Origin of the sequence: Streptomyces sp. NPDC094034 (assembly GCF_040303865.1) — a bacterium.
Classification (GTDB): domain Bacteria; phylum Actinomycetota; class Actinomycetes; order Streptomycetales; family Streptomycetaceae; genus Streptomyces.
In genome coordinates this window covers 1-25,080 of record NZ_JBEOUD010000024.1, presented here as the reverse complement: position 1 = coordinate 25,080, position 25,080 = coordinate 1, and the positions used below count along the sequence as shown (strand labels likewise).

The window sequence follows — 25,080 nt, the reverse complement described above, 5'->3', positions numbered from 1 at the left end:
GAGGCGACGTCCGGCCCCTGGCGCCTGGCGGATGTCGCCGGTCGTGCGGCACCTGCGAACCGAATGAGATCTGGAGAGTCCGATGAGCACGTCCACCAACAAGTACGTCGAGGCGCTGCGGTCCTCCCTGAAGGAGATCGAGCGGCTCCGTCAGCAGAACCAGCGGCTGGTGGCCGCTGCCGAGGAGCCCATCGCCGTCGTCGGGATCGGCTGTCGCTACCCCGGCGGGGTGACCTCCCCCGAGGAGCTGTGGGAGCTGGTCACCGAGGGCCGCGACGTCATGGCCGCCTTCCCCGCCGACCGCGGCTGGGACCTGGAGCGGCTCGCCGGGGACGGCCCCGGCCGCAGCCTCGCCCAGGAGGGCGGGTTCCTCTACGACATGGCGGACTTCGACCCCGGGTTCTTCGGGATCTCCCCGCGTGAGGCCGTCGCCATGGACCCCCAGCAGCGGCTGCTGCTGGAAGTCGCCTGGGAGGCCCTGGAGCGCGCCGGTATCGCCCCGGACACACTGCGCGGCAGCCGGGCCGGCGTGTTCGTCGGCACGGCCGGGCAGGACTACGCCACGGTCATCAAGGAGTCCGACGAGGACGCCGAGCTGTACTCGACCACCGGGCACGCCGCGAGCGTCATCTCGGGCCGGCTCTCCTACACGCTCGGCGCCGAGGGCCCCGCCGTCACCGTCGACACCGCCTGCTCCTCCTCGCTCGTCGCCCTGCACTGGGCGGCGCAGTCGCTGCGCAACGGCGAGTGCCACATGGCCCTGGCGGGCGGCGCCTCCGTGATGGCGACGCCCGGACCGTTCGTCTCCTTCACCGCCCAGAGCGGCATGGCCGCCGACGGCCGCTGCAAATCGTTCTCCCAGGACGCGGACGGCACCGGCTGGGGCGAGGGCGCCGCCGTCCTCGTACTGGAACGTCTCTCGGACGCCCGGCGGGCCGGCCACCCGGTGCTGGCGGTCCTGCGCGGCAGCGCGATCAACCAGGACGGCGCGTCCAACGGCCTGTCCGCACCGCACGGCCCCTCCCAGCGGCGTGTCATCCGCGCCGCCCTGGAGAACGCCCGGCTGTCGCCCGCCGAGGTGGACATCGTCGAGGCGCACGGTACGGGGACGACACTCGGTGACCCGATCGAGGCGCAGGCCCTGCTGGCCACCTACGGCCAGGACCGGGAACGGCCGCTGCGGCTGGGGTCGGTCAAGTCGAACATCGGGCATACCCAGGCGGCCTCGGGCGCCGCCGGTGTCATCAAGATGATCATGGCGATGCGGCATGGACTGATGCCGCGCAGCCTGCATGTCGGCGAGCCCTCCCACGACGTGGACTGGAGCACCGGCTCCATCGAACTGCTCGACCAGCCCATCGCCTGGCCGGAGACGGGCCGCGCGCGGCGCGCCGCCGTCTCCTCCTTCGGCGTCAGCGGCACCAACGCGCATGTGATCCTCGAACAGGCCCCGCCGGCCACCGACAGCGCCCCCGCCGAGGACTCGGCCGAAGGCTCCGCCGCCGACCCGGCCGCGGGCTCCGCCGCGCCCGGTGTCGTCCCCTGGGCCCTCTCCGGGCGGTCCGCCGCGGCCCTGGCCGACCAGCGCGCCCGGCTGCTCTCCTTCATCGAGCGCGCGCCCGGGACGCGGCCCGTCGACATCGGCCACTCCCTCGCCACGGGGCGCTCGGTCTTCGAACACCGGTCCGTACTGCTCGCCGACGCGACCGATGCCACCGAACCTCCCACCGTGCTCGCCGACGGCGTCGCCGACGAGGGCCTGCTCGCCGTACTCTTCTCCGGCCAGGGCTCCCAGCGCCTCGGCATGGGACGCGAACTCCACGCCCGGTTCCCGGTGTTCGCCGAAGCCTTCGACGCCGTCGCCGACACGCTCGCTCCCCATCTCGACCGCCCGCTGCGCGACATCGTCTGGGGAACCGACCCCGACCCGCTCGACGAGACCCGCTGGACACAGCCCGCGCTCTTCGCCGTCGAGGTCGCGCTCTACCGCCTCGTCGCCTCGCTCGGCGTCACCCCCGACTTCGTCGGCGGCCACTCCATCGGTGAGATCACGGCCGCCCATGTGGCGGGGGTTTTCTCGCTGGAGGACGCCTGCCGTCTCGTCGCCGCCCGCGCCTCGCTGATGGCGGCCCTGCCCGCCGGCGGCGTCATGGTCGCCGTACGGGCCACCGAGGACGAGATCGCCGCGCGGCTCACCGGGGTCACCGAACGGGTGTCGATCGCCGCCGTCAACGGCCCCACCTCCGTGGTGATCGCCGGTGACGAGAGCGCCGTACAGGCCATCGCCGCCCACTTCGAGGAGCAGGGCCGCAAGACCAGTCGGCTGCGCGTCTCGGGCGCCTTCCACTCGCCGCTCATGGAACCGATGCTGACCGAGTTCCGCGCCGTCGCGGAGAGCCTGACGTACGAGGATCCCACCATCCCCGTCGTGTCGAACGTGACCGGGCGGATCGCCGACGTCGCGGAACTCCGCTCCGCCGCCTACTGGGTACGGCATGTCCGCGAAGCCGTACGGTTCGCCGACGGCGTCCGCACCCTCACCGGACGCGGCGTCACCACCCTGCTGGAACTGGGCCCCGACGGCGTCCTCTCCGCCATGGCGCAGGACTCGCTGACGGAGCGGGCGGCGATGGTGCCGCTGCTGCGCAAGGACCGCCCGGAGGAACTGGCCGCCGTCACCGCCCTCGCACAGATCCATGTCCGGGGCGCCACCGTGCGCTGGGCCGGTCTCTACGACGGCTCCGACGCCCGCCGCGTCGACCTGCCCACCTACCCGTTCCAGCGGCGGCGCTACTGGCCGGCCGCCGGCCTCGACACAGCAGGCGACATGCGCGCCGCCGGACTCGGCTCCGCCGGACACCCGCTGCTCGGCGCGGCCGTCGAACTGGCCGACGGCGAGGGCGCGCTGTTCACCAGCCGGCTGTCCACACGATCCCACCCCTGGCTCGCCGACCACGGCGTGCGCGGCCGCGCCCTGCTGCCCGGAACGGCCTTCGTCGAACTGGCCGTCCGCGCCGGTGACGAGGTCGACTGCGGCCGGGTCGAGGAACTGGCACTCGCCGCGCCGCTGGCACTGCCCGAGCACGGCGCCGTCCAGCTCCAGGTACGCGTCGGCGCCGCCGACACCGCGGGACGCCGCCGACTGGGCATCTACTCACGCGTCGAGGACGGCTTCGACCTGCCCTGGTCGCAGCATGCCACCGGTGTCGTCGCCCCCGGCACGGGCGCCCCCGACCCCGGCTTCGACGCCACCGTATGGCCGCCCGCCGGCGCGGAACCCGTCGACCTCGACGGCTGCTACGAACGGCTCGCCGGACTCGGCTTCGACTACGGCCCCGTCTTCCAGGGACTGCGCGCCGCCTGGCGGCTCGGTGACGAGGTGTACGCCGACGTCACCCTCCCGGAGGGCGCGGGCACCGACGCGAGCGCCTTCGGCCTCCACCCGGCGCTGCTCGACGCCGCGCAGCACGCGGCGGCCTTCACCGACCTCGGCGCGATCAGCCGGGGCGGTCTGCCGTTCGCCTGGGAGGGCGTGTCACTGATCGCCTCGGGCGCCACGGCGGTACGCGCCCGGCTCTCCCCGGCGGGCGACGACACCGTCTCCATCGCGGTGTACGACGCGGCGGGCGGCCCGGTCCTCTCCGTGGACTCCCTCGTCTCCCGCACGGTCCCCACCGAGAGCCTCGACAACACCGGCGCGGTGCACCGGGACTCGCTGTTCCGCGTGGAGTGGACCGAGGTGAAGGGCACGGCCCCGGCCGGACCCGACGCGGTGGCGGTGATCGGCGCCGACCCGCTCGGCATGGCCGACGCCCTGCGTACGGCAGGCGCCCCGGTGGCCGCCCACCCCGACCTCGACGCGCTCGCGGCCTCGGACGTGCCGGTTCCCCGCGTGGTCCTGATCGCCGCCGTCGCCCCGGCCGACGGGGCACCCACCGGCGCGGACGAGGGCGTCGTGGCGGCGACCCACCGTCTCGGCGCCCGCGTCCTCGACGACGTACAGCGATGGCTGGACGAGGACCGGTTCGCCGACGCGCGCCTCGTGTTCGTCACCCACGGCGCGCTGACGGGCGACGACCTCGCCGCCGCCTCGGTCCACGGCCTCGTACGCACGGCCAGGACCGAGAACCCGGGCCGCTTCGGTCTCCTGGACCTGGCGCTTCCGTCGCACGCCTCCGACCCCGGCACGGCCTCACTCCCCCCGGAGGCCGTGCCGGCCATGCTCCTCCTCGCCCTCGCGGCCACGGCCGACGAACCCGACCTCGCGGTACGCGGCGGAGAACTGCTCGCCGCCCGGCTGACCCGCGTCCAACTCCCCGCCCTCCCCGCCGCTCTCCCCGCCGCCGTCCCCGAGGAACGGGCCGCCTGGAACAGCGAGGGCACCGTCCTCATCACCGGCGGCACGGGCGGACTCGGCGGCGTCCTCGCCCGGCACCTGGTCGCCGAGCACGGCGTACGGCACCTGCTGCTCGTCAGCCGCCGCGGCCCCGCCGCCGACGGCGCCGAGACGCTCAAGGCCGAACTCACCGCGCTGGGCGCCCAGGTGACCATCGCCCCCTGCGACGTCACCGACCGGACCGCCCTCGCGGAACTGCTGGCGACCGTCCCCGCCGCCCACCCGCTCACCGCCGTCGTCCACACCGCCGGTGTCGTCGACGACGGCGTCATCGGCTCACTGACCCCGGCGCGGCTCGACAGCGTGCTGCGCCCCAAGGCCGACGCCGCCTGGAACCTCCATGAACTGACCCGCGGACTCGACTTGGCCGCGTTCGTGCTCTTCTCCTCCGTCGCCGCCACCCTCGGCAGCCCCGGCCAGGCCAACTACGCGGCCGCGAACGCCTTCCTGGACGCGCTCGCCACCCACCGGCGCGCAGGCGGACTGCCCGGCCTCGCCCTCGCCTGGGGCCCCTGGACCCAGAGCGTCGGCATGACCAGGACCCTCACCGACATCGACGTGGAGCGCATCGCGCGCTCCGGCATGCCGCCGCTCACCGTCGACCAGGGCGTGGCGCTCTTCGACGCCGCCCTCGCCGCCGACGCGCCGGCCGTCGCCCCCGTACGTCTCGACCTGCCCGTCCTCCGTACCCAGGGCGAGATCCCGCCGCTGCTGCGCGGCCTCATCCGCACCCCCGGCAGGCGCGCCGCCGCCCAGGTCCCGCAGACGGCGGGCGGTCTCGCCCAGCGGCTCACCGCACTGAACGCCGCCGAACGCCGCGAGATCCTCCTCGACCTCGTACGCGGCCAGGTCGCCCAGGTGCTCGGCCACGCCGACGCCGCGGAGGTCGAGGAGTCCCGCCAGTTCCAGGACCTCGGCTTCGACTCGCTGACGGCGGTCGAACTGCGCAACGGCCTCAACGCCGTCACCGGCCTGCGGCTGCCCGCGACCATGGTCTTCGACTACCCGACCCCGAGCGCCCTCGCCGACCATATGCGCGACGAACTGCTCGGCACCGGGGCCGAAGCACCGGCCGCACCGGTCCCCGTGCCTTCGCCGCTCACCGACGACCCCATCGTGATCGTCGGCATGGCCTGCCGCTACCCCGGCGGGGTGACCTCGCCCGAGGACCTCTGGCGGCTCGTCACGGAAGGCGGCGACGCCATCTCCGGCTTCCCCACCAACCGCGGCTGGGACCTCGACGGCCTCTACGACCCGGACCCCGACCACCCCGGCAGGACCCATGTCCGCGAGGGCGGATTCCTGCACACGGCGGGCGAGTTCGACCCGGACTTCTTCGGGATGTCGCCGCGCGAGGCCATGGCCACCGACTCGCAGCAGCGCCTGCTGCTCGAACTCTCCTGGGAAGCGATCGAACGGGCCGGAATCGACCCCGTCTCGCTGCGCGACAGCCGGACCGGCGTGTTCGCCGGAGTCATGTACAACGACTACGGACCGCTGCTCACCGGCGAGGAGTACGAAGCCTTCCGCGGCAACGGCAGCGCGCCGAGCGTGGCCTCCGGCCGGGTCTCCTACACGCTGGGGCTCGAAGGCCCGGCGGTGACCGTGGACACCGCGTGCTCCTCCTCCCTGGTCGGCATGCATCTGGCCGCGCAGGCCCTGCGGAGCGGCGAATGCTCGCTGGCGCTGGCCGGCGGTGTCACCGTCATGTCCACCCCGAGCACCTTCGTCGAATTCTCCCGCGCCCGCGGCCTGGCCCCCGACGGCCGGTCCAAGGCGTTCTCCGAGTCGGCCGACGGCGTCGCCTGGTCGGAGGGCGTCGGCATGCTCGTACTGGAGCGGCTGTCGGACGCGCGCCGCAACGGCCACCAGGTGCTGGCGGTGCTGCGCGGCAGCGCCATCAACCAGGACGGCGCGTCGAACGGACTGACCGCCCCGAACGGTCCCTCGCAGCAGCGGGTGATCCGGCAAGCACTCGCCAGTGGCGGGCTGGCGGCGGACGACGTCGATGTGGTGGAGGCGCACGGTACGGGGACCACGCTCGGCGATCCGATCGAGGCGCAGGCACTGCTGGCCACGTACGGGCGCGACCGCGACCCGGAGCGTCCGCTGCTGCTCGGTTCCGTGAAGTCCAACATCGGTCACACGCAGGCGGCGGCCGGTGTGGCGGGTGTGATCAAGATGGTGCTGGCGATGCGGCACGGACTGCTGCCCCGCACGCTCCATGTGACGGAGCCTTCCACGCATGTCGACTGGTCGGCCGGCGCGGTCGAGCTGCTGACGGAACCGGTGGAGTGGCCGGAGGCCGGTCGCGCGCGTCGGGCGGGTGTCTCGTCGTTCGGCATCAGTGGAACGAACGCCCACGTCATCCTGGAGCAGCCGCCCACCGTCATCGGGGCGACGGCGCTCAACGGGTCCGAAGCCCCGGCCGAAACGCAGGCCGAAGCCCCGGCCGTGGAGCGGGGCGTCGAGCCGGGCGTGGTGCCATGGGTGCTCTCGGGCAGGACGCCCCAGGCGTTGGCGGACCAGGCACGACGGCTGCTGTCCCTCGTCGTCGGGTCCGACCCGGGAGCGCGGCCGGTGGACATCGGTTTCTCACTGGCGACGGGCCGTTCGGCGTTCGACCACCGCGCGGTGGTCCTGGCGGGCGACCCCGCCGACACGGAGCGCGCGCTGACGGCGCTGGCGGCGGCCGAACCGGACGCCGCGGCCGTATCGGGTGCGGTGGCGACCGGTAAGCGTGCCTTCCTCTTCTCGGGTCAGGGTTCGCAGCGGCTGGGGATGGGGCGTGAGCTGTACGGCCGGTTCCCGGTGTTCGCGCAGGCGCTGGATTCCGTACTCGTGCTGCTGGAAGCCGAGTTGGGGTGCTCGCTGCGTGAGGTGATGTGGGGTGAGGACGCGGAACTGCTGAATGACACGGGTTTCACGCAGCCCGCGTTGTTCGCCCTTGAGGTGGCGCTGTTCCGGCTGGTGGAGTCGTGGGGTGTGCGGCCGGACTTTGTCGCCGGTCATTCGATCGGTGAGCTCGCGGCGGCGTATGTGGCGGGAGTGTTCTCGCTGGAGGACGCCTGTGCGTTGGTGGTCGCGCGTGCGTCGTTGATGCGGGCGCTGCCGGCCGGTGGCGCGATGGTCGCCGTCCAGGCCACCGAGGACGAGGTGTCCGCCCTGCTGTCGGGCGAGGTGTCCATCGCCGCCGTCAACGGCCCGTCGTCCGTGGTGATTTCCGGCGCTGAGGACACCGTGCTGGCGGTCGCGGCGCGGCTCGGGGAGCGGGGCCGCAAGACGAGCCGGCTCCGGGTCTCCGGCGCTTTCCACTCGCCGCTGATGGACCCGATGCTGGAGGAGTTCCGGGCGGTGGCCGAGGGGCTGTCGTACGAGGCGCCGCGTATCCCGGTGGTGTCGAATCTGACCGGCGGCCTGGCGTCGGTGGAGGAGCTGTGCTCGGCCGAGTACTGGGTGCGGCATGTGCGCGAGGCCGTTCGCTTCGCCGATGGCGTACGCACCCTCGGCGCGCAGGGTGTGACCACGTTCCTGGAGTTGGGTCCCGACGGGGTGCTGTCGGCCATGGCCCAGGAGTCCGTACCGGACGGCGCCGCGACCGTACCCCTGCTCCGTGAGAACCGGGCCGGAGAGCCGGCCGCGCTCACCGCACTCGCGCGGCTGTACGTACGGGGCGTTCCCGTGGACTGGGCGGCCGTCTTCGCCGGAACCGGCGCGTCGCGGGTCGATGTGCCCACCTACCCCTTCCAGCACCAGTGGATCTGGCCGGCCGGCTCCCAGGCCGGTGCCACCGGTGATGTGCGCGCCGCCGGACTCGGCTCCGCCGCGCACCCGTTGCTGGGCGCGGCGGTCGAACTCGCCGAGGGCGAGGGCGCTTTGTTCACCGGTCGGCTGTCCGTCCAGTCGCACCCCTGGCTCGCCGATCACGCGGTCATGGGCCGGATCCTGCTGCCCGGCACCGCCCTGCTCGATCTGGCGTTCCGCGCCGGTGACGAGGTCGGCTGCGACCGGGTCGAGGAGCTGACGCTCGCCGCGCCGCTGGTGCTCCCGGAGCGGGGTGCCGTCCAGGTACAGGTGCGGGTCGGGGTCGCGGACGACACGGACCGGCGCTCGATCACCGTGCACTCCCGGCTCGACGGCGCCGACGAGCGGTCGTGGACACAGCACGCCTCGGGTGTGCTGACGGTCGGCGGCCCGACCCCCGTCGGCGGCTTCGACGCGACGGTATGGCCGCCGGAGGGCGCGGAGGCGCTGGAAGCGGAGGGGTGCTACGAGCGGTTCGCCGAGCTTGGCTTCGCGTACGGCCCGGTGTTCCAGGGTCTGCGCGCCGCCTGGCGGCGCGACGACGAGATCTTCGCGGAGGTGAGGCTTCCGGAGGGGGCGGAGGCCGACGCCGCCGCGTTCGGACTGCACCCCGCGCTGCTCGACGCCGCGCTGCACGCCTCGCTCCTCGCGGGCGACGGTGAAGAAGGCCACGGAGGACTGCCGTTCTCGTGGGAGGGCGCGTCGCTCCACGCCACGGGAGCCTCCGCGACAAGGGTCCGCATCGCCCCGGCCGCCGGCCGCGGCGCGGTGTCGATCGCGGTCGCCGACCTGTCCGGAGAGCCGGTCGCCTCGGTCGATTCGCTGCTCGTACGGGCCGTGTCGAGCGAGGAGTTGAACGAAGACGCGGCGCTGGCCAGGGACGCGCTGTTCGCTCTCGACTGGGTGCCGGTTCCCATGCCTGCCGCGTCCGACACAGAGGTGCCCGAGGCGGTCGCGCTGGTGGGGCCCGACGCGTTCGGGCTCGCCGACGCACTGGCGGCCGCGGGGTCGCACGTCGAGACGTACCCCGATCTGGCGACACTGACGGCGGGGGAGTCCCCGGTGCCGGACGTGGTGCTGGTCGCCGTGTCCGGGGACGGGGACGGGGTGGTGGAGTCCGCCCATACGTTGACCACCGACGCACTCGCGCTCGCGCAGGGATGGCAGGCCGCCGAGGAGCGGTTCGCCGGCTCGCGGCTGGTGTTCGTCACCAGGGGCGCGATGGCGGCAGGTGACGAGGAGGCCACCGATGTCGCGGCGGCCTCGGTGTGGGGCCTGGTGCGCTCCGCGCAGACGGAGAACCCCGGCAGCTTCGGCCTGGTGGACCTCGGTGTCACGGACGACGGCGCCGCGTCGCTCGCACGGTCCCTCACCACGGACGAGCCCCAGGTGGTGATCCGCGACGGTGCGATCCTGGCGGGTCGGCTGACGCGACTGGACTCGGGTACGGGCCTGGTGCCGCCGGCCGGAGTGCCCTGGCGGCTCGACAGCGAGACCCGGGGAAGCCTGGACGGGCTGACCCTGGCCCCGTTCCCCGAGGTCCTCGAACCGCTGACCGGCAGCGAGGTACGGATCGACGTACGGGCCGCCGGTGTCAACTTCCGCGATGTCCTCAAGGCACTCGACATGTACCCCGGCGACGCCGGACGCATGGGACGCGAGGCCGCGGGCGTGGTGACCGAAGTGGGTCCCGACGTGACCGGTCTGCGGCCCGGCGACCCGGTGACCGGACTGGTGTCCGGCGGCTTCGGCTCGCTGGTGGTCGGTGACGCACGGCTGCTCACCCGGCTGCCCGACAACTGGTCGTGGGAGACGGCGGCGTCGGTGCCGCTGGTCTTTCTGACCGCGTATTACGCGTTGGTGGAGTTGGGTGGTGTGGGGCGTGGTGAGCGGGTGTTGGTCCACGCGGGTGCGGGTGGTGTGGGTATGGCGGCGATTCAGGTGGCGAGGTATCTGGGTGCCGAGGTGTTCGCGACGGCGAGTGAGGGCAAGTGGGGTGTGCTGCGGTCGCTGGGGGTGGCGGAGGATCATATCGCGTCGTCTCGTACGACTGATTTCGAGGCGGCGTTCGCGGGGGTTGTGGGTGGTGGGGGTGTTGATGTCGTTCTGAACTCGTTGGCGGGTGAGTTCGTGGACGCGTCGTTGCGGTTGCTCGGTGCGGGGGGCCGGTTCCTGGAGATGGGCAAGACCGATGTCCGGGATGCCGCCGAACTGCCCGAGGGTCTGGACTACCAGGCTTTCGACCTCGGCTGGGTTGAGCCGGACGGTATCCAGCGGATGCTGGTCGCCGTCATGGACCTGTTCGAGCGCGGTGTGCTGGAGCCGCTGCCGGTGCGGTCGTGGGACGTGCGGCGGGCGCGTGACGCGTTCCGTTTCATGAGCATGGCCAGGCATGTCGGCAAGATCGTGCTCACCATGCCGCCGGTATGGAATCCCGGGGGTACGGTTCTGATCACCGGTGGGACGGGCGGTCTGGGCGGTGTGCTGGCACGGCATCTGGTGGCCGAACGCGGCGTACGGCACCTCGTCCTCACCAGCAGGCGCGGGCTCTCCGCCGAGGGAGCCACGGAGCTTGTCGCCGAACTGACGGCACAGGGCGCCGCGGTGTCCGTCGAGGCGTGTGATGTCGCGGACCGCGACGCCCTGGCGAGGCTGCTGAGCGCGATCCCGGACGAGCACCCGCTGACGGCGATCGTCCACACGGCCGGTGTGCTGGACGACGGCATCATCGGTTCACTGACCCCCGAACGACTGGCCCGGGTGCTGCGGCCGAAGGTCGACGCCGGCTGGCATCTGCACGAGCTGACCCGCGATCTCGACCTGGCCGCGTTCGTGGTCTTCTCCTCGGTCTCCGGCGTGATCGGCGGCGCGGGGCAGGGCAACTACGCGGCGGGCAACGCCTTCCTGGACGCGCTCGCCGGGCACCGCCAGGCGGCCGCCCTGCCGGGAGTCTCGCTCGCCTGGGGTGCCTGGAACCAGGGCGCGGGCATGACGAGCGGCCTCGGCGAGGCCGATCTGCGCCGCGCCGCCGAGGCAGGCATGCCCCTGCTCTCGGTCGACCAGGGCGTGTCGCTCTTCGACGCCGCACTCGCCACCGGCCAGGCGGCCGTGGCACCCGTACGGCTCGACCTGTCGGTGTTCCGCGCGCGGGGCGCCGTCCCGCCACTGCTGCGAGGACTCGTCCGCACCAACGCCCGGCGCACGGCGGTCGCGGGGCCCGGAGCGCGCACGGACGCCGGACTCGCCGAGCGCCTCGGCAGGCTGGAGCGCGCCGAACGGCACGCAACCCTGCTCACACTCGTACGCGGCCAGGCGGCGCTGGTGCTCGGCCACGCCGGCGGCGACGGCGTCGACCCGGCGCGGGCCTTCCGCGACCTGGGGTTCGACTCACTGACGGCGGTGGAGCTGCGCAACCGCCTCAACACGGCGACCGGACTGCGGCTGCCCGCCACGATGGTCTTCGACTACCCGACCGTCGAGGCACTGGCCGAGCATCTGCTCGATGAACTGGTCGGCCCCGAAGCGGACATGGCCCCGGACGCGGCGACGCCGGAACTCTCCCGGGCCCTGCTCGACGACGACCCGGTCGTGGTCGTCGGCATGAGCTGCCGCTTCCCCGGCGGCATCGGGTCGCCGGAGGATCTGTGGCGGGTGGTCACGGAAGGCGTCGATGTCGTCTCCGACTTCCCGCTGAACCGTGGCTGGGATGTCGACGCGCTCTACCACCCCGACCCGGAGCACATGGGCACCTCGTACACGCGACAGGGCGGATTCCTGCATGACGCGGGCGAGTTCGACCCGGCGTTCTTCGGGATGTCGCCGCGTGAGGCGATGGCGACGGACTCGCAGCAGCGGCTGCTGCTGGAGACATCGTGGGAGGCGATCGAGCGGGCCGGCATCGACCCGGTGTCACTGCGCGACAGCCAGACCGGGGTGTTCGCCGGTGTGATGTACGGCGGCTACAACACGACCCTGAGCGGCAAGGAGTTCGAAGGCTTCCAGGGCCAGGGCAGCGCGCTGAGCGTGGCCTCGGGCCGGGTCTCGTACACCTTCGGGTTCGAGGGCCCCGCCGTCACGGTGGACACGGCGTGCTCGTCGTCACTGGTGGCGATGCATCTGGCCGCGCAGGCGCTGCGGAGCGGTGAGTGCTCGCTGGCGCTGGCCGGCGGTGTGACCGTGATGTCGATCCCCGACACCTTCGTCGAATTCTCCCGGCAGCGGGGCCTGGCCCCCGACGGCCGGTCCAAGCCGTTCTCCGAGTCGGCCGATGGTGTGGGCTGGTCGGAGGGTGTGGGCATGCTGGTGCTTGAGCGGCTGTCCGACGCGCGGCGCAATGGTCACGAGATCCTGGCGGTGGTCCGTGGTTCGGCCGTCAACCAGGACGGCGCCTCGAACGGGTTGACCGCCCCGAACGGTCCTTCGCAGCAGCGGGTGATCCGTCAGGCTCTCGCGAGCGGTGGACTGTCGACGGCTGATGTGGACGTGGTGGAGGCGCATGGTACGGGTACGACGTTGGGTGACCCGATTGAGGCGCAGGCGCTGCTGGCGACGTACGGCCGTGATCGTGATCCGGAGCGTCCGCTGCTGCTCGGCTCGGTGAAGTCGAACCTGGGACACACCCAGGCCGCCGCGGGCGCCGCCGGTGTGATCAAGATGATCATGGCGATGCGTCACGGAATGCTGCCCCGGACGCTGCATGTGACCGAGCCGTCGTCGCATGTCGACTGGTCCGAGGGCGCGGTGGAACTGCTGACGGAGTCCGCACCGTGGCCGGAGACCGATCGGGCGCGTCGGGCGGGTGTCTCGTCGTTCGGGATCAGCGGGACGAACGCCCACGTCATCCTGGAGCAGCCGGTGACGGTGCTGCGGGGAACGGTGGTGACAGGAGCCGAGGCACCTGAGGCACCCGGGGCATCCGGGGCATCCGGGGCTTCCGGGGCATCCGAAGCTTCCGGGACTCCCGTCGTGGAGCCGAGTGTGGTGCCGTGGGTGCTCTCGGGCAAGACGCCGGAGGCGTTGCGCGGCCAGGCGGGGCGACTGCTCTCCCACATCCAGGCACGGCCCGAACTGCGGCCGGTGGACATCGGGTTCTCGCTGGCTACGGGCCGGTCGAAGTTCGACCACCGAGCGGTGGTGTCAGCCGGCGAGCGCGCGGAGACGGTGCGCGCGCTGGCGGGCCTGGCGGTCGGCGAGCCGGACGCCCTGGCGGTGTCGGGGGTGGTTGTCGGTGCGAAGTCGGCGGTGCTGTTCTCGGGTCAGGGCAGTCAGAGGTTGGGGATGGGGCGTGAGTTGTATGGCCGGTTCCCGGTGTTCGCGGAGGCGCTGGATTCGGTACTGGAGCTGCTGGATGGTGAGTTGGGGTGCTCGCTGCGTGAGGTGATGTGGGGTGAGGACGCGGATCTATTGAATGACACGGGATTTACGCAGCCGGCGTTGTTCGCGGTGGAGGTGGCGCTGTTCCGGTTGGTGGAGTCGTGGGGTGTGCGGCCGGACTTCGTTGCTGGTCATTCGATTGGTGAGATCGCGGCGGCGTTTGTGGCGGGGGTGTTCTCGCTGGAGGATGCCTGTGCGTTGGTGGTGGCGCGGGCGAAGCTGATGCGGGCGTTGCCGGCCGGTGGCGCGATGGTCGCGGTGCGCGCGACGGAGGAGGAGGTTCTTCCGCTGCTGTTCGGGCGAGAGGACCAGGTGTCGATCGCCGCGATCAACGGTCCCTCGTCGGTGGTGATCTCCGGTCAGGAGGATGTGGTCCTGGAGGTCGCGGCGCGTCTGGAGGAGCAGGGTCGCAAGACCACCTTGCTGCGGGTGTCGCACGCGTTCCATTCGCCGCTGATGGACCCGATGCTGGACGGGTTCCGCGCGGTGGCGGAGGGTCTGTCGTACGGGGCTCCGCGCATCGCGGTCGTATCGAATCTGACGGGTGGTCTGGCGTCGGTGGAGGAGCTGTGCTCGGCGGAGTACTGGGTGCGGCATGTCCGGGAGGCCGTGCGCTTCGAGGACGGGGTACGGACGCTCGGTGAGCAGGGTGTGACCACCTTCCTGGAGCTGGGTCCTGACGGCGTGCTTTCCGCGATGGCGCGGGAGTCGGTACCTGACGACGCCCTCACGGTGCCCGTCCTCCGTAAGAACCGCGCCGAGGAGTTGTCGGCGCTGGCTGCGGTCGCTCAGCTGTATGTGCGGGGCGTTGTCGTGGACTGGGCCGGGTTGTTCGCTGGTACGGGGGCGTCGCGGGTGGATGTGCCGACGTACGCGTTCGAGCATCAGGTGTTCTGGCCGCGGGGTCGGCGGGGTGGTGCTGAGGATGCGGCGGCGATCGGGCTGGTGTCGGCGGGGCATCCGCTGCTTAGTGGTGTGGTGGAGTTGGCGGAGGGGGAGGGCGTGCTGCTCACCGGCCGGCTTTCCGCCGAGACGCATCCGTGGCTGGCCGATCATGCGGTGATGGGCCGGATTCTGGTGCCGGGTACGGCGCTGCTTGAGCTGGCGATCCGGGCCGGGGACGAGGTGGGCTGCGACCGGGTCGAAGAGCTGACGCTCGCTGCGCCGCTGGTGCTTCCGGAGCGGGGTGCGGTGCGGACGCAGGTGCGGGTGGGTGTGGCGGATGAGTCGGGGCGGCGTGCGGTGGCGATTCATTCGCGTGTTGAGGGTGGGGTGGAGTTGCCGTGGATGTTGCATGCGTCGGGTGTGCTGGTGGTGGGCGGTGGTGTTGGGGCCGGGTTTGATTTTGATGCGTCGGTCTGGCCGCCGGTGGGTGCGGAGGCGGTGGATCTGGCTGGTTTCTATGATGCGCGGGCTGTTGAGGGCTTTGCGTATGGTCCGGTCTTTCAGGGGTTGAGGGCTGTGTGGTGTCGGGGTGGTGAGGTCTTTGCTGAGGTGAGTTTGCCGGAGGACGCGCTGGGTGATGCGGGGGTGTTCGGTCTGCATCCGGCGTTGTTGGATGCGGGGCTTCATGCGGCGTGGTTTGTGGGTTCGTCTGCGGGTGGGGCTGGTGGGGTTGGTGGGGTTGGTGGGGTGAGTGGTGGTGTCCCGTTCTCGTGGGGCGGGGTGTCGTTGCAGGCGTCGGGGGCTTCTTCGGTGCGGGTGAGGTTGACGCGCGAGGTCGATGGTGGGGTGTCGATCGCGGTGGCTGATGTGACGGGTGCGCCGGTGGCGTGCGTGGAGTCGTTGGCGATGCGGGCGCTGTCGGCGGAGGCTCTGAGCGACGAGGGGGCGTCGGCGAGGGATGCGCTGTTCCGGCTGGACTGGACGCCGGTGGCTGTCTCGTCCACCAGGATCTCTCAGACGGTCGCCGTGGTGGGCCGGGACGGCCTGGGCCTGGTGGAGGCGTTGCGTGATGCGGGTGCTGAGGCCGAACTCGTCGCGGATCTGTCTGAGTTGGGTGTCGAAGGGGCTGTGGTGCCGGGTGTGGTGCTGATTCCGGTGGTTGGGGGGTCTGGTGCGGATGTGGCGGGTTCGGTGCGGGCGTTGACGCATCGGGTGCTTGGGCAGCTTCAGGAGCGGTTGGCTGAGGAGCGGTTCGCGGAGTGCCGGTTTGTCTTTGTGACGCGGGGTGCCGTGGGTGGCGTTGATGTGGCGGCTGCTGCGGTGCGGGGGCTTGTCCGGTCTGCGCAGTCGGAGAGTCCGGGGTGCTTCGGTCTGGTTGATCTTGATCCGGCTGGGCCGGTTGTACTGCCGATGTCGGCGTTGGGCGGGGATGAGCCGCAGGTGATCGTGAGGGACGGCGAAGTGCTGGCCGGGCGGCTGGTGCGCGGTTCGGTTGCTGAGCCTGCGGCGCATCCGGTCTGGGACGGCGATGGCAGCGTGCTGATCACGGGTGGTACGGGTGGACTGGGCGCGGTCGTGGCGCGGCATCTGGTGGCCGAGCATGGAGTGCGTCGGCTGCTGCTGGTGAGCCGCCGGGGCCCGGCCGCCGACGGAGCAGAGGAACTGGTCGCACAGCTGGAGTTGCACGGGACCGAAGTCCGGGTTGAGGCGTGCGATGTCGCGGACCGTGGCGCGCTCGCCGAACTGTTGGCTCGGCACAGGGTGTCGGGTGTGGTGCATGCGGCGGGTGTGCTGGATGACGGTGTGGTGGGGTCGTTGACGCCGGAGCGGCTGGACAAGGTTCTGCGGCCGAAGGTGGACGCGGCGTGGAACCTGCATGAACTGACGCGCGGCCAAGAGCTTTCGGCGTTTGTGGTCTTCTCCTCGGCCGCTGCTCTGTTCGGGAGTGCGGGTCAGGGTAATTATGCGGCGGGTAACGCGTTCTTGGATGCGTTGATGGAGCACCGGCGGGTCGAGGGTCTGCCGGGTGTGTCGCTTGCGTGGGGTCCGTGGGATCAGTCGGGTGGGATGACGGGGACGTTGTCGGGGGCGGACGCGGAGCGGATGGCTCGTGCGGGTGTGCCGGCGTTGTCGGTGGAGCTGGGTGTGGCCCTGTTCGACGCGGCTATGTGTACTGGTGATGCGGTGGTGGCGCCGGTGCGGCTGGATCTGGCGGTGCTGCGTGCGCGGGGTGAGGTTCCGTCGCTGCTGCGGTCATTGATCCGTTCGCGGTCGCGTCGGGCCGCTGCGCCGGCCGGTTCGGCGGCGGCCGGTCTGGTGGAGCGGTTGGCGGGGTTGACGGTGGTTGAGCGTGAGGAGGTGCTGTTGGACTTGGTGCGTGGACAGGTCGCTCTCGTCCTCGGCCATGCCGACGGCAACGCGGTCAACCCGGGACGTGCCTTCCGCGACCTGGGCTTCGACTCGCTCACGGCGGTGGAGTTGCGTAACCGGCTGAACACCGCCAGTGGGCTGCGGCTGCCCGCGACGATGGCCTTCGACTATCCGACGGTTCAGACGCTGGTCGACCATCTTCTTGATGAATTGCTGGGCTCCGAAGCCGCGGTGGCCGTGCCGGCCGGCACGCGTACGGCGGCGGTGGCCGACGATCCGATCGTGGTTGTGGGCATGAGTTGCCGTTACCCGGGCGGGGTGGCCTCGCCGGAGGATCTGTGGCGGCTGGTGACCGAGGGTGCCGACGCGATCTCGGGCTTCCCGACGAACCGTGGCTGGGACGTGGACGGGCTGTTCAACCCGGACCCCGACCACATGGGGACGTCGTACACGCGGGAAGGCGGATTCCTGCACACCGCCGACGAGTTCGACCCGGCGTTCTTCGGAATGTCACCGCGTGAGGCACTGGCCACCGACTCGCAGCAGCGGCTGCTGCTCGAAGCGTCCTGGGAGGCGATCGAGCGGGCCGGCATCGACCCGGTGTCGCTGAAGGGCAGTACGACCGGCGTGTTCGCCGGAGTGATGTACAGCGACTACACCACCCTGCTGGGCGGCCCGGAATTCGAGGGCTTCCAGGGAGGCGGAAGCACGAGTCTGGCCTCCGGCCGGGTCTCGTACACGCTGGGCCTGGAGGGTCCGGCGGTGACGGTGGACACGGCGTGTTCGTCGTCGCTGGTGGCGATGCACTGGGCGATGCAGGCGCTGCGGAGCGGCGAATGCTCGCTGGCGCTGGCCGGCGGTGTGACCGTAATGTCCACGCCGACCGTGTTCGTCGATTTCTCCCGGCAGCGTGGGCTGTCGCCTGACGGCCGGTGCAAGGCGTTCTCCGAGTCGGCCGATGGTGTGGGCTGGTCGGAGGGTGTGGGCATGCTGGTGCTTGAGCGGCTGTCGGACGCGCGGCGCAATGGTCACCAGGTGCTGGCGGTGGTCCGTGGTTCGGCTGTCAACCAGGACGGGGCGTCGAACGGGTTGACAGCGCCGAACGGTCCTTCGCAGCAGCGGGTGATCCGTCAGGCGCTGGCGAGCGGTGGACTGTCGACGGCTGATGTGGACGTGGTGGAGGCGCATGGTACGGGTACGACGCTGGGTGACCCGATCGAGGCGCAGGCGCTGCTGGCGACGTATGGCCGTGATCGTGACGCAGAGCGTCCGCTGCTGCTCGGCTCGGTGAAGTCGAATATCGGTCATACGCAGGCCGCGGCGGGTGTGGCGGGTGTGATCAAGATGGTCATGGCGATGCGTCATGGTGTGCTGCCGCGGACGTTGCACGTGGATGCTCCGTCGTCGCATGTGGACTGGTCCGAGGGCGCGGTGGAGCTGCTGACCGAGCAGACGCGGTGGCCGGAGGTCGGCCGTGCGCGTCGGGCGGGTGTGTCGTCGTTCGGGATCAGCGGGACGAACGCGCACATCATTCTGGAACAGCCGGCCACGGTGATCCGGGGAACGGTGGTCGCGGGGCCGGAGGCTCCCGTCGTGGAGCCGGGTGTGGTGCCGTGGGTGCTCTCGGGCAAGTCGCCGGAGGCGCTGCGCGGCCAGGCGGCCAAGCTGTTGTCGTCGATGGAGTCGCGGCCGGAGTTGCGGCCGGTGGATGTCGGGTTCTCGCTGGTGATGGGCCGGTCGGTGTTCGATCATCGGGCTGTGGTGCTGGCGGGTGACCGTGCGGATGCGGTGCGGGCTCTTGCCGCTCTGGCGTCTGGTGATGTGGATCGTTCGGCGGTGTCGGGGGCCGTTGTCGGCGGGAAGTCGGCGGTGCTGTTCTCGGGTCAGGGTTCGCAGAGGTTGGGGATGGGGCGTGAGCTGTATGGCCGGTTCCCGGTGTTCGCGCAGGCACTGGATTCCGTACTCGCGCTGCTGGAAGCCGAATTGGGGCGGTCGCTGCGTGAGGTGATGTGGGGCGGTGACGCGGCACTGTTGAATGACACCGGTTTCACCCAGCCTGCCTTGTTCGCCATCGAGGTGGCGCTGTTCCGGTTGGTGGAGTCGTGGGGTGTGCGGCCCGAGTTCGTCGCTGGTCATTCGATTGGTGAGATCGCGGCGGCGTATGTGGCGGGGGTGTTCTCGCTGGAGGACGCCTGCACGCTGGTCGTGGCGCGGGCGAAGCTGATGCGGGCGTTGCCGGTGGGTGGTTCGATGATGGCGGTGCAGGCGACGGAGGAGGAAGTCACCCCGCTGCTGTCGGAGGCGGTGTCGATCGCTGCGGTCAATGGTCCCGCGTCGGTGGTGGTCTCGGGTGATGAGGACGGGGTCCTCGCGGTGGCGGCGGAGTTGGCGGGGCGGGGGCGTAAGACCACGCGTCTGCGGGTGTCGCACGCGTTCCATTCGCCGCTGATGGACCCGATGCTGGATGATTTCCGTTCGGTCGTTGAGGGGTTGTCGTTCGCTGTTCCGCGCATGCCGGTCGTATCGAATCTGACCGGTGGTCTGGCGTCGGTGGAGGAGCTGTGCTCGGCCGAGTACTGGGTACGGCATGTCCGCGAGGCGGTCCGCTTCGCCGATGGCATGCGGACGCTCGGTGAGCAGGGTGTGACCACCTTCCTGGAGCTGGGACCGGACGGTGTGCTGTCGGCCATGGCGCAGGAAACGGCGCCGGAAGAGGCGGCGATCGTCCCGATCCTCCGAAAGGACCGGCCCGAGGAGTCGACGGCGCTTGCCGCATTGGCCCAGCTGCATGTGCGGGGAGTTCCGGCAGACTGGTCGGTGCTCTTCGCGGGGACGGGGGCGTCGCGGGTGGATGTGCCGACGTACGCCTTCGAGCATCAGGCGTTCTGGCCGCGGAGTCGGCGGGGCGGTGCTGATGACGCGGCGGCGATCGGGCTGGTGTCGGCGGGGCATCCGCTGCTCAGTGGTGTGGTGGAGCTGGCGGAGGGGGAGGGCGTGCTGCTCACCGGCCGGCTCTCCACCCAGACGCATCCGTGGCTGGCCGATCACGCGGTGATGGGCCGCGTTCTTCTCCCCGGCACCGCGCTGCTTGAGCTGGCGACCCGGGCCGGGGACGAGGTGGGCTGCGACCGGGTGGAGGAGCTGACGCTCGCCGCGCCCCTCATCCTGCCCGACTCCGGCGCCGTACAGATGCAGGTGCGGGTGGGTGTGGCGGATGAGTTGGGGCGGCGTGCGGTGGCGATTCATTCGCGTGTTGAGGGTGGGGTGGAGTTGCCGTGGATGTTGCATGCGTCGGGTGTGCTGGTGGTCGGAGGTGGTGTTGGGGCCGGGGCTGATTTTGATGCGTCGGTCTGGCCGCCGGTGGGTGCGGAATCGGTGGATCTGGCTGGTTTCTATGATGCGCGGGCTGTTGAGGGCTTTGCGTATGGTCCGGTCTTTCAGGGGTTGAGGGCTGTGTGGTGTCGGGGTGGTGAGGTCTTTGCTGAGGTGAGTTTGCCGGAGGACGCGCTGGGTGATGCGGGGGTGTTCGGTCTGCATCCGGCGTTGTTGGATGCGGGGCTTCATGCGGCGTGGTTTGTGGGTTCGTCTGCGGGTGGGGTTGGTGGGGTTGGTGGGGTGAGTGGTGGTGTCCCGTTCTCGTGGGGCGGGGTGTCGTTGCAGGCGTCGGGGGCTTCTTCGGTGCGGGTGAGGTTGACGCGCGAGGTCGATGGTGGGGTGTCGATCGCGGTGGCTGATGTGACGGGTGCGCCGGTGGCGTGCGTGGAGTCGTTGGCGATGCGGGCGCTGTCGGCGGAGGCTCTGAGCGACGAGGGGGCGCCGACGAAGGACGCGCTGTTCCGGCTGGACTGGACACCTGTGTCCACTCCGGCTGCCACCACTCCGCAGACGATCGCGGTGGTGGGCCAGGACTGCCTGGGGCTTGCCGAGACCCTGCATGATGCGGGAGCCGCCCCCGAACTCGTCGCGGATCTGGCTGCGTTGGGTGCCGAAGGGGCCTTGGTGCCGGGTGTGGTGCTGATTCCGGTGGTTGGGGAGTCTGGTGCGGATGTGGCGGGTTCGGTGCGGGCGTTGACGCATGGGGTGCTTGGGCAGCTTCAGGAGCGGTTGGCTGAGGAGCGGTTCGCGGAGTGCCGGTTTGTCTTTGTGACGCGGGGAGCTGTTGGAGGCCACGACGTGGCGGCTGCTGCGGTGCGGGGGCTTGTCCGGTCTGCGCAGTCGGAGAGTCCGGGCTGCTTCGGTCTGGTTGATCTCGATCCGGCCGGGCCGGTTGTGCTGCCGTTGTCGGCGTTGGGCGGGGATGAGCCGCAGGTGATCGTGAGGGGTGGTGAGGTGCTGGCCGGGCGTGTGGTCCGCGCGGCGGTGGCTGAGCGTGCGGCGGGTCCGGTCTGGGACGGCGATGGCAGCGTGCTGATCACGGGTGGTACGGGTGGTCTGGGCGCGGTGGTGGCGCGGCATCTGGTGGCCGAGCACGGTGTGCGTCGGCTGCTGCTGGTGAGCCGCCGGGGCCTGGCCGCCGACGGAGCCGAAGCACTGACCGATGAACTGACCGAGCGCGGCGCCGAAGTGTCGATCGAGGCGTGCGATGTCGCGGACCGTGGCGCGCTCGCCGAACTGTTGGCTCGGCACAGGGTGTCGAGTGTGGTGCATGCGGCGGGTGTGCTGGATGACGGTGTGGTGGGTTCGTTGACGCCGGAGCGGCTGGACAAGGTCCTGCGGCCGAAGGTGGACGCGGCGTGGAACCTGCATGAACTGACGCGCGGGCAAGACCTCTCCGCCTTCGTCGTGTTCTCTTCCATGGCTGCTCTGTTCGGGAGTGCGGGTCAGGGTAATTACGCGGCGGGTAACGCGTTCCTGGATGCGTTGATGGAGCGTCGGCGGGTCGAGGGTCTGCCGGGTGTGTCGCTTGCGTGGGGTCCGTGGGATCAGTCGGGTGGGATGACGGGGACGTTGTCGGAGGCGGATGCGGAGCGGATGGCTCGTGCGGGTGTGCCGGCGTTGTCGGTGGAGCTGGGTGTGGCCCTGTTCGACGCGGCTATGAGCAGTGGCGATGCGGTGGTGGCGCCGGTGCGGCTGGATCTGGCGGTGCTGCGTGCGCGGGGTGAGGTTCCGCCGCTGATGCGGTCGTTGATCCGTTCGCGGTCGCGTCGGGCCGCTGCGGCTGCCGGTTCGGCGGCGGCCGGTCTGGTGGAGCGGTTGGCGGGGTTGACGGTGGTTGAGCGTCAGGAGGTGCTGTTGGACTTGGTGCGTGGACAGGTCGCACTCGTCCTCGGCCACGCCGACGGCAACGCGGTCAACCCGGGACGCGCCTTCCGCGACCTGGGCTTCGACTCATTGACCTCGGTCGAACTCCGCAACCGTCTCAACACCGTGACCGGGCTGCGACTGTCGGCCACGATGGTCTTCGACTACCCCACGGTCGAGACCCTGGTCGACCATCTGCTCGATGAACTGCTCGGCTCCGAAGCCGTCGTGGCTCCAGCGGCGGCCGGCCGTACGGTTGGGATGGTCGACGATCCGATCGTGGTCGTGGGCATGAGTTGCCGTTACCCGGGCGGGGTGGCCTCGCCGGAGGATCTGTGGCGGCTGGTGACCGAGGGTGCCGACGCGATCTCGGGCTTCCCGACGAACCGTGGCTGGGACATGGACGGGCTCTTCAACCCGGACCCCGACCACAAGGGCACCACGTACACCCGCTCGGGCGGATTCCTGCACGAGGCGGGCGAGTTCGATCCAGCGTTCTTCGGGATGTCGCCGCGTGAGGCACTGGCGACGGACTCGCAGCAGCGGCTGCTGCTGGAGACATCGTGGGAGGCGATCGAGCGGGCCGGCATCGACCCGGTGTCGCTGAAGGGCAGTACCACCGGCGTGTTCGCCGGTGTGATGTACAACGACTACAGCGCCGTCCTGGGCGGTCCGGAGTTCGAGGGCTTCCAGGGGAGTGGCAGCTCGCCGAGCCTCGCGTCGGGCCGGGTGTCGTACACGCTGGGTCTGGAGGGTCCGGCGGTGACGGTGGACACGGCGTGTTCGTCGTCGCTGGTGGCGATGCACTGGGCGATGCAGGCGCTGCGGAGCGGCGAATGCTCGCTGGCGCTGGCCGGCGGTGTGACCGTGATGTCGACCCCGTCGGTGTTCGTGGACTTCGCGCGTCAGCGGGGGCTGTCGCCCGACGGCCGGTGCAAGGCGTTCTCGGATGCTGCGGACGGTGTGGGCTGGTCCGAGGGTGTCGGCATGCTGGTGCTTGAGCGGCTGTCGGACGCGCGGCGCAATGGTCACGAGGTCCTGGCGGTGGTCCGTGGTTCGGCTGTCAACCAGGACGGGGCTTCGAACGGTTTGACGGCGCCGAACGGTCCTTCGCAGCAGCGGGTGATCCGTCAGGCACTGGCCGACGGGGGACTCGCGGCCGACGACATCGATGTGGTGGAAGCGCACGGTACGGGCACCACGCTCGGCGACCCGATCGAGGCACAGGCGCTCCTTGCCGAGTACGGCCGTGATCGTGACGCGGAGCGTCCGCTGCTGCTCGGTTCGGTGAAGTCGAATATCGGTCATACGCAGGCCGCGGCGGGTGTGGCGGGTGTGATCAAGATGGTCATGGCGATGCGCCATGGTGTGCTGCCGCGGACGTTGCACGTGGATGCTCCGTCGTCGCATGTGGACTGGTCCGAGGGCGCGGTGGAGCTGCTGACCGAGCAGACGCGGTGGCCGGAGGTCGGCCGTGCGCGTCGGGCGGGTGTGTCGTCGTTCGGGATCAGCGGTACGAACGCGCACATCATTCTGGAACAGCCGGCCACGGTGATCCGGGGAACGGTGGTCGCCGGGCCGGAGGCTCCCGTCGTGGAGCCGGGTGTGGTGCCGTGGGTGCTCTCGGGCAAGTCGCCGGAGGCGCTGCGCGGCCAGGCGGGGCGACTGCTCTCCCACGTCCGGTCCGGTCCGGAGTTGCGGCCGGTGGATGTCGGGTTCTCGCTGGTGATGGGCCGGTCGGTGTTCGATCATCGGGCTGTGGTGCTGGCGGGTGACCGTGCGGATGCGGTGCGGGCTCTTGCCGCTCTGGCGTCTGGTGATGTGGATCGTTCGGCGGTGTCGGGGGTGGTTGTCGGCGGGAAGTCGGCGGTGCTGTTCTCGGGTCAGGGTTCGCAGAGGTTGGGGATGGGGCGTGAGTTGTATGGCCGGTTCCCGGTGTTCGCGGAGGCGCTGGATTCCGTACTCGTGCTGCTGGAAGCCGAGTTGGGGCGGTCGCTGCGTGAGGTGATGTGGGGTGAGGACGCCGAACTGTTGAACGACACGGGTTTTACGCAGCCGGCGTTGTTCGCCATTGAGGTGGCGCTGTTCCGGTTGGTGGAGTCGTGGGGTGTGCGGCCCGAGTTCGTCGCTGGTCATTCGATTGGTGAGATTGCGGCTGCGTTTGTGGCGGGGGTGTTCTCGCTGGAGGATGCCTGTGCGTTGGTGGTGGCGCGGGCGAAGCTGATGCGGGCGTTGCCGGTGGGTGGTTCGATGATGGCGGTGCAGGCGACGGAGGACGAGGTTCTTCCGCTGCTGTCGGAGGCGGTGTCGATCGCTGCGGTCAATGGTCCCGCGTCGGTGGTGGTCTCGGGTGATGAGGACGGGGTCCTCGCGGTGGCGGCGGAGTTGGCGGGGCGGGGTCGTAAGACCACGCGTCTGCGGGTGTCCCACGCGTTCCATTCGCCGCTGATGGACCCGATGCTGGACGGGTTCCGTGCCGTGGCGGAGGGCCTGTCGTACGGGGCTCCGCGCATCGCGGTCGTATCGAATCTGACCGGTGGTCTGGCGTCGGCGGAGGAGCTGCGCTCGGCGGAGTACTGGGTGCGGCATGTCCGCGAGGCGGTCCGCTTCGCCGATGGCATGCGGACGCTCGGTGAGCAGGGTGTGACCACCTTCCTGGAGCTGGGACCGGACGGTGTGCTGTCGGCCATGGCGCAGGACTCCGTACCCGACGGGGTATCCACCGTACCGATCCTCCGCAAGGACCGGCCCGAGGAGTCGACGGCGCTCGCCGCATTGGCTCAGCTGCATGTGCGGGGAGTCCCGGCAGACTGGTCGGTGCTGTTCGCGGGGACGGGGGCGCGGCGGGTGGAGTTGCCCACGTATGCCTTCCAGCGCACGTGGTTCTGGCCGGCGGGTCCCCTGGGTGGTGTGGGGGATGTGCGTGCGGCGGGTCTTGGTTCGGCTGGGCATCCGTTGCTGGGTGCGGCTGTTGAGTTGGCTGCTGGTCAGGGTGTGTTGGTGACTGGTCG

1 protein-coding gene is annotated in these 25,080 nt (G+C 70.9%); it reads left to right on the top strand.

Going from position 1 to position 25,080, the window contains the following annotated elements; translation table 11 throughout:
• Positions 1 to 82 precede the first annotated feature (82 nt).
• Positions 83 to 25,080 (top strand): SDR family NAD(P)-dependent oxidoreductase (locus ABTZ59_RS21610; RefSeq protein ID WP_351408609.1); only part of this gene is annotated, 24,998 nt, incomplete at its 3' end.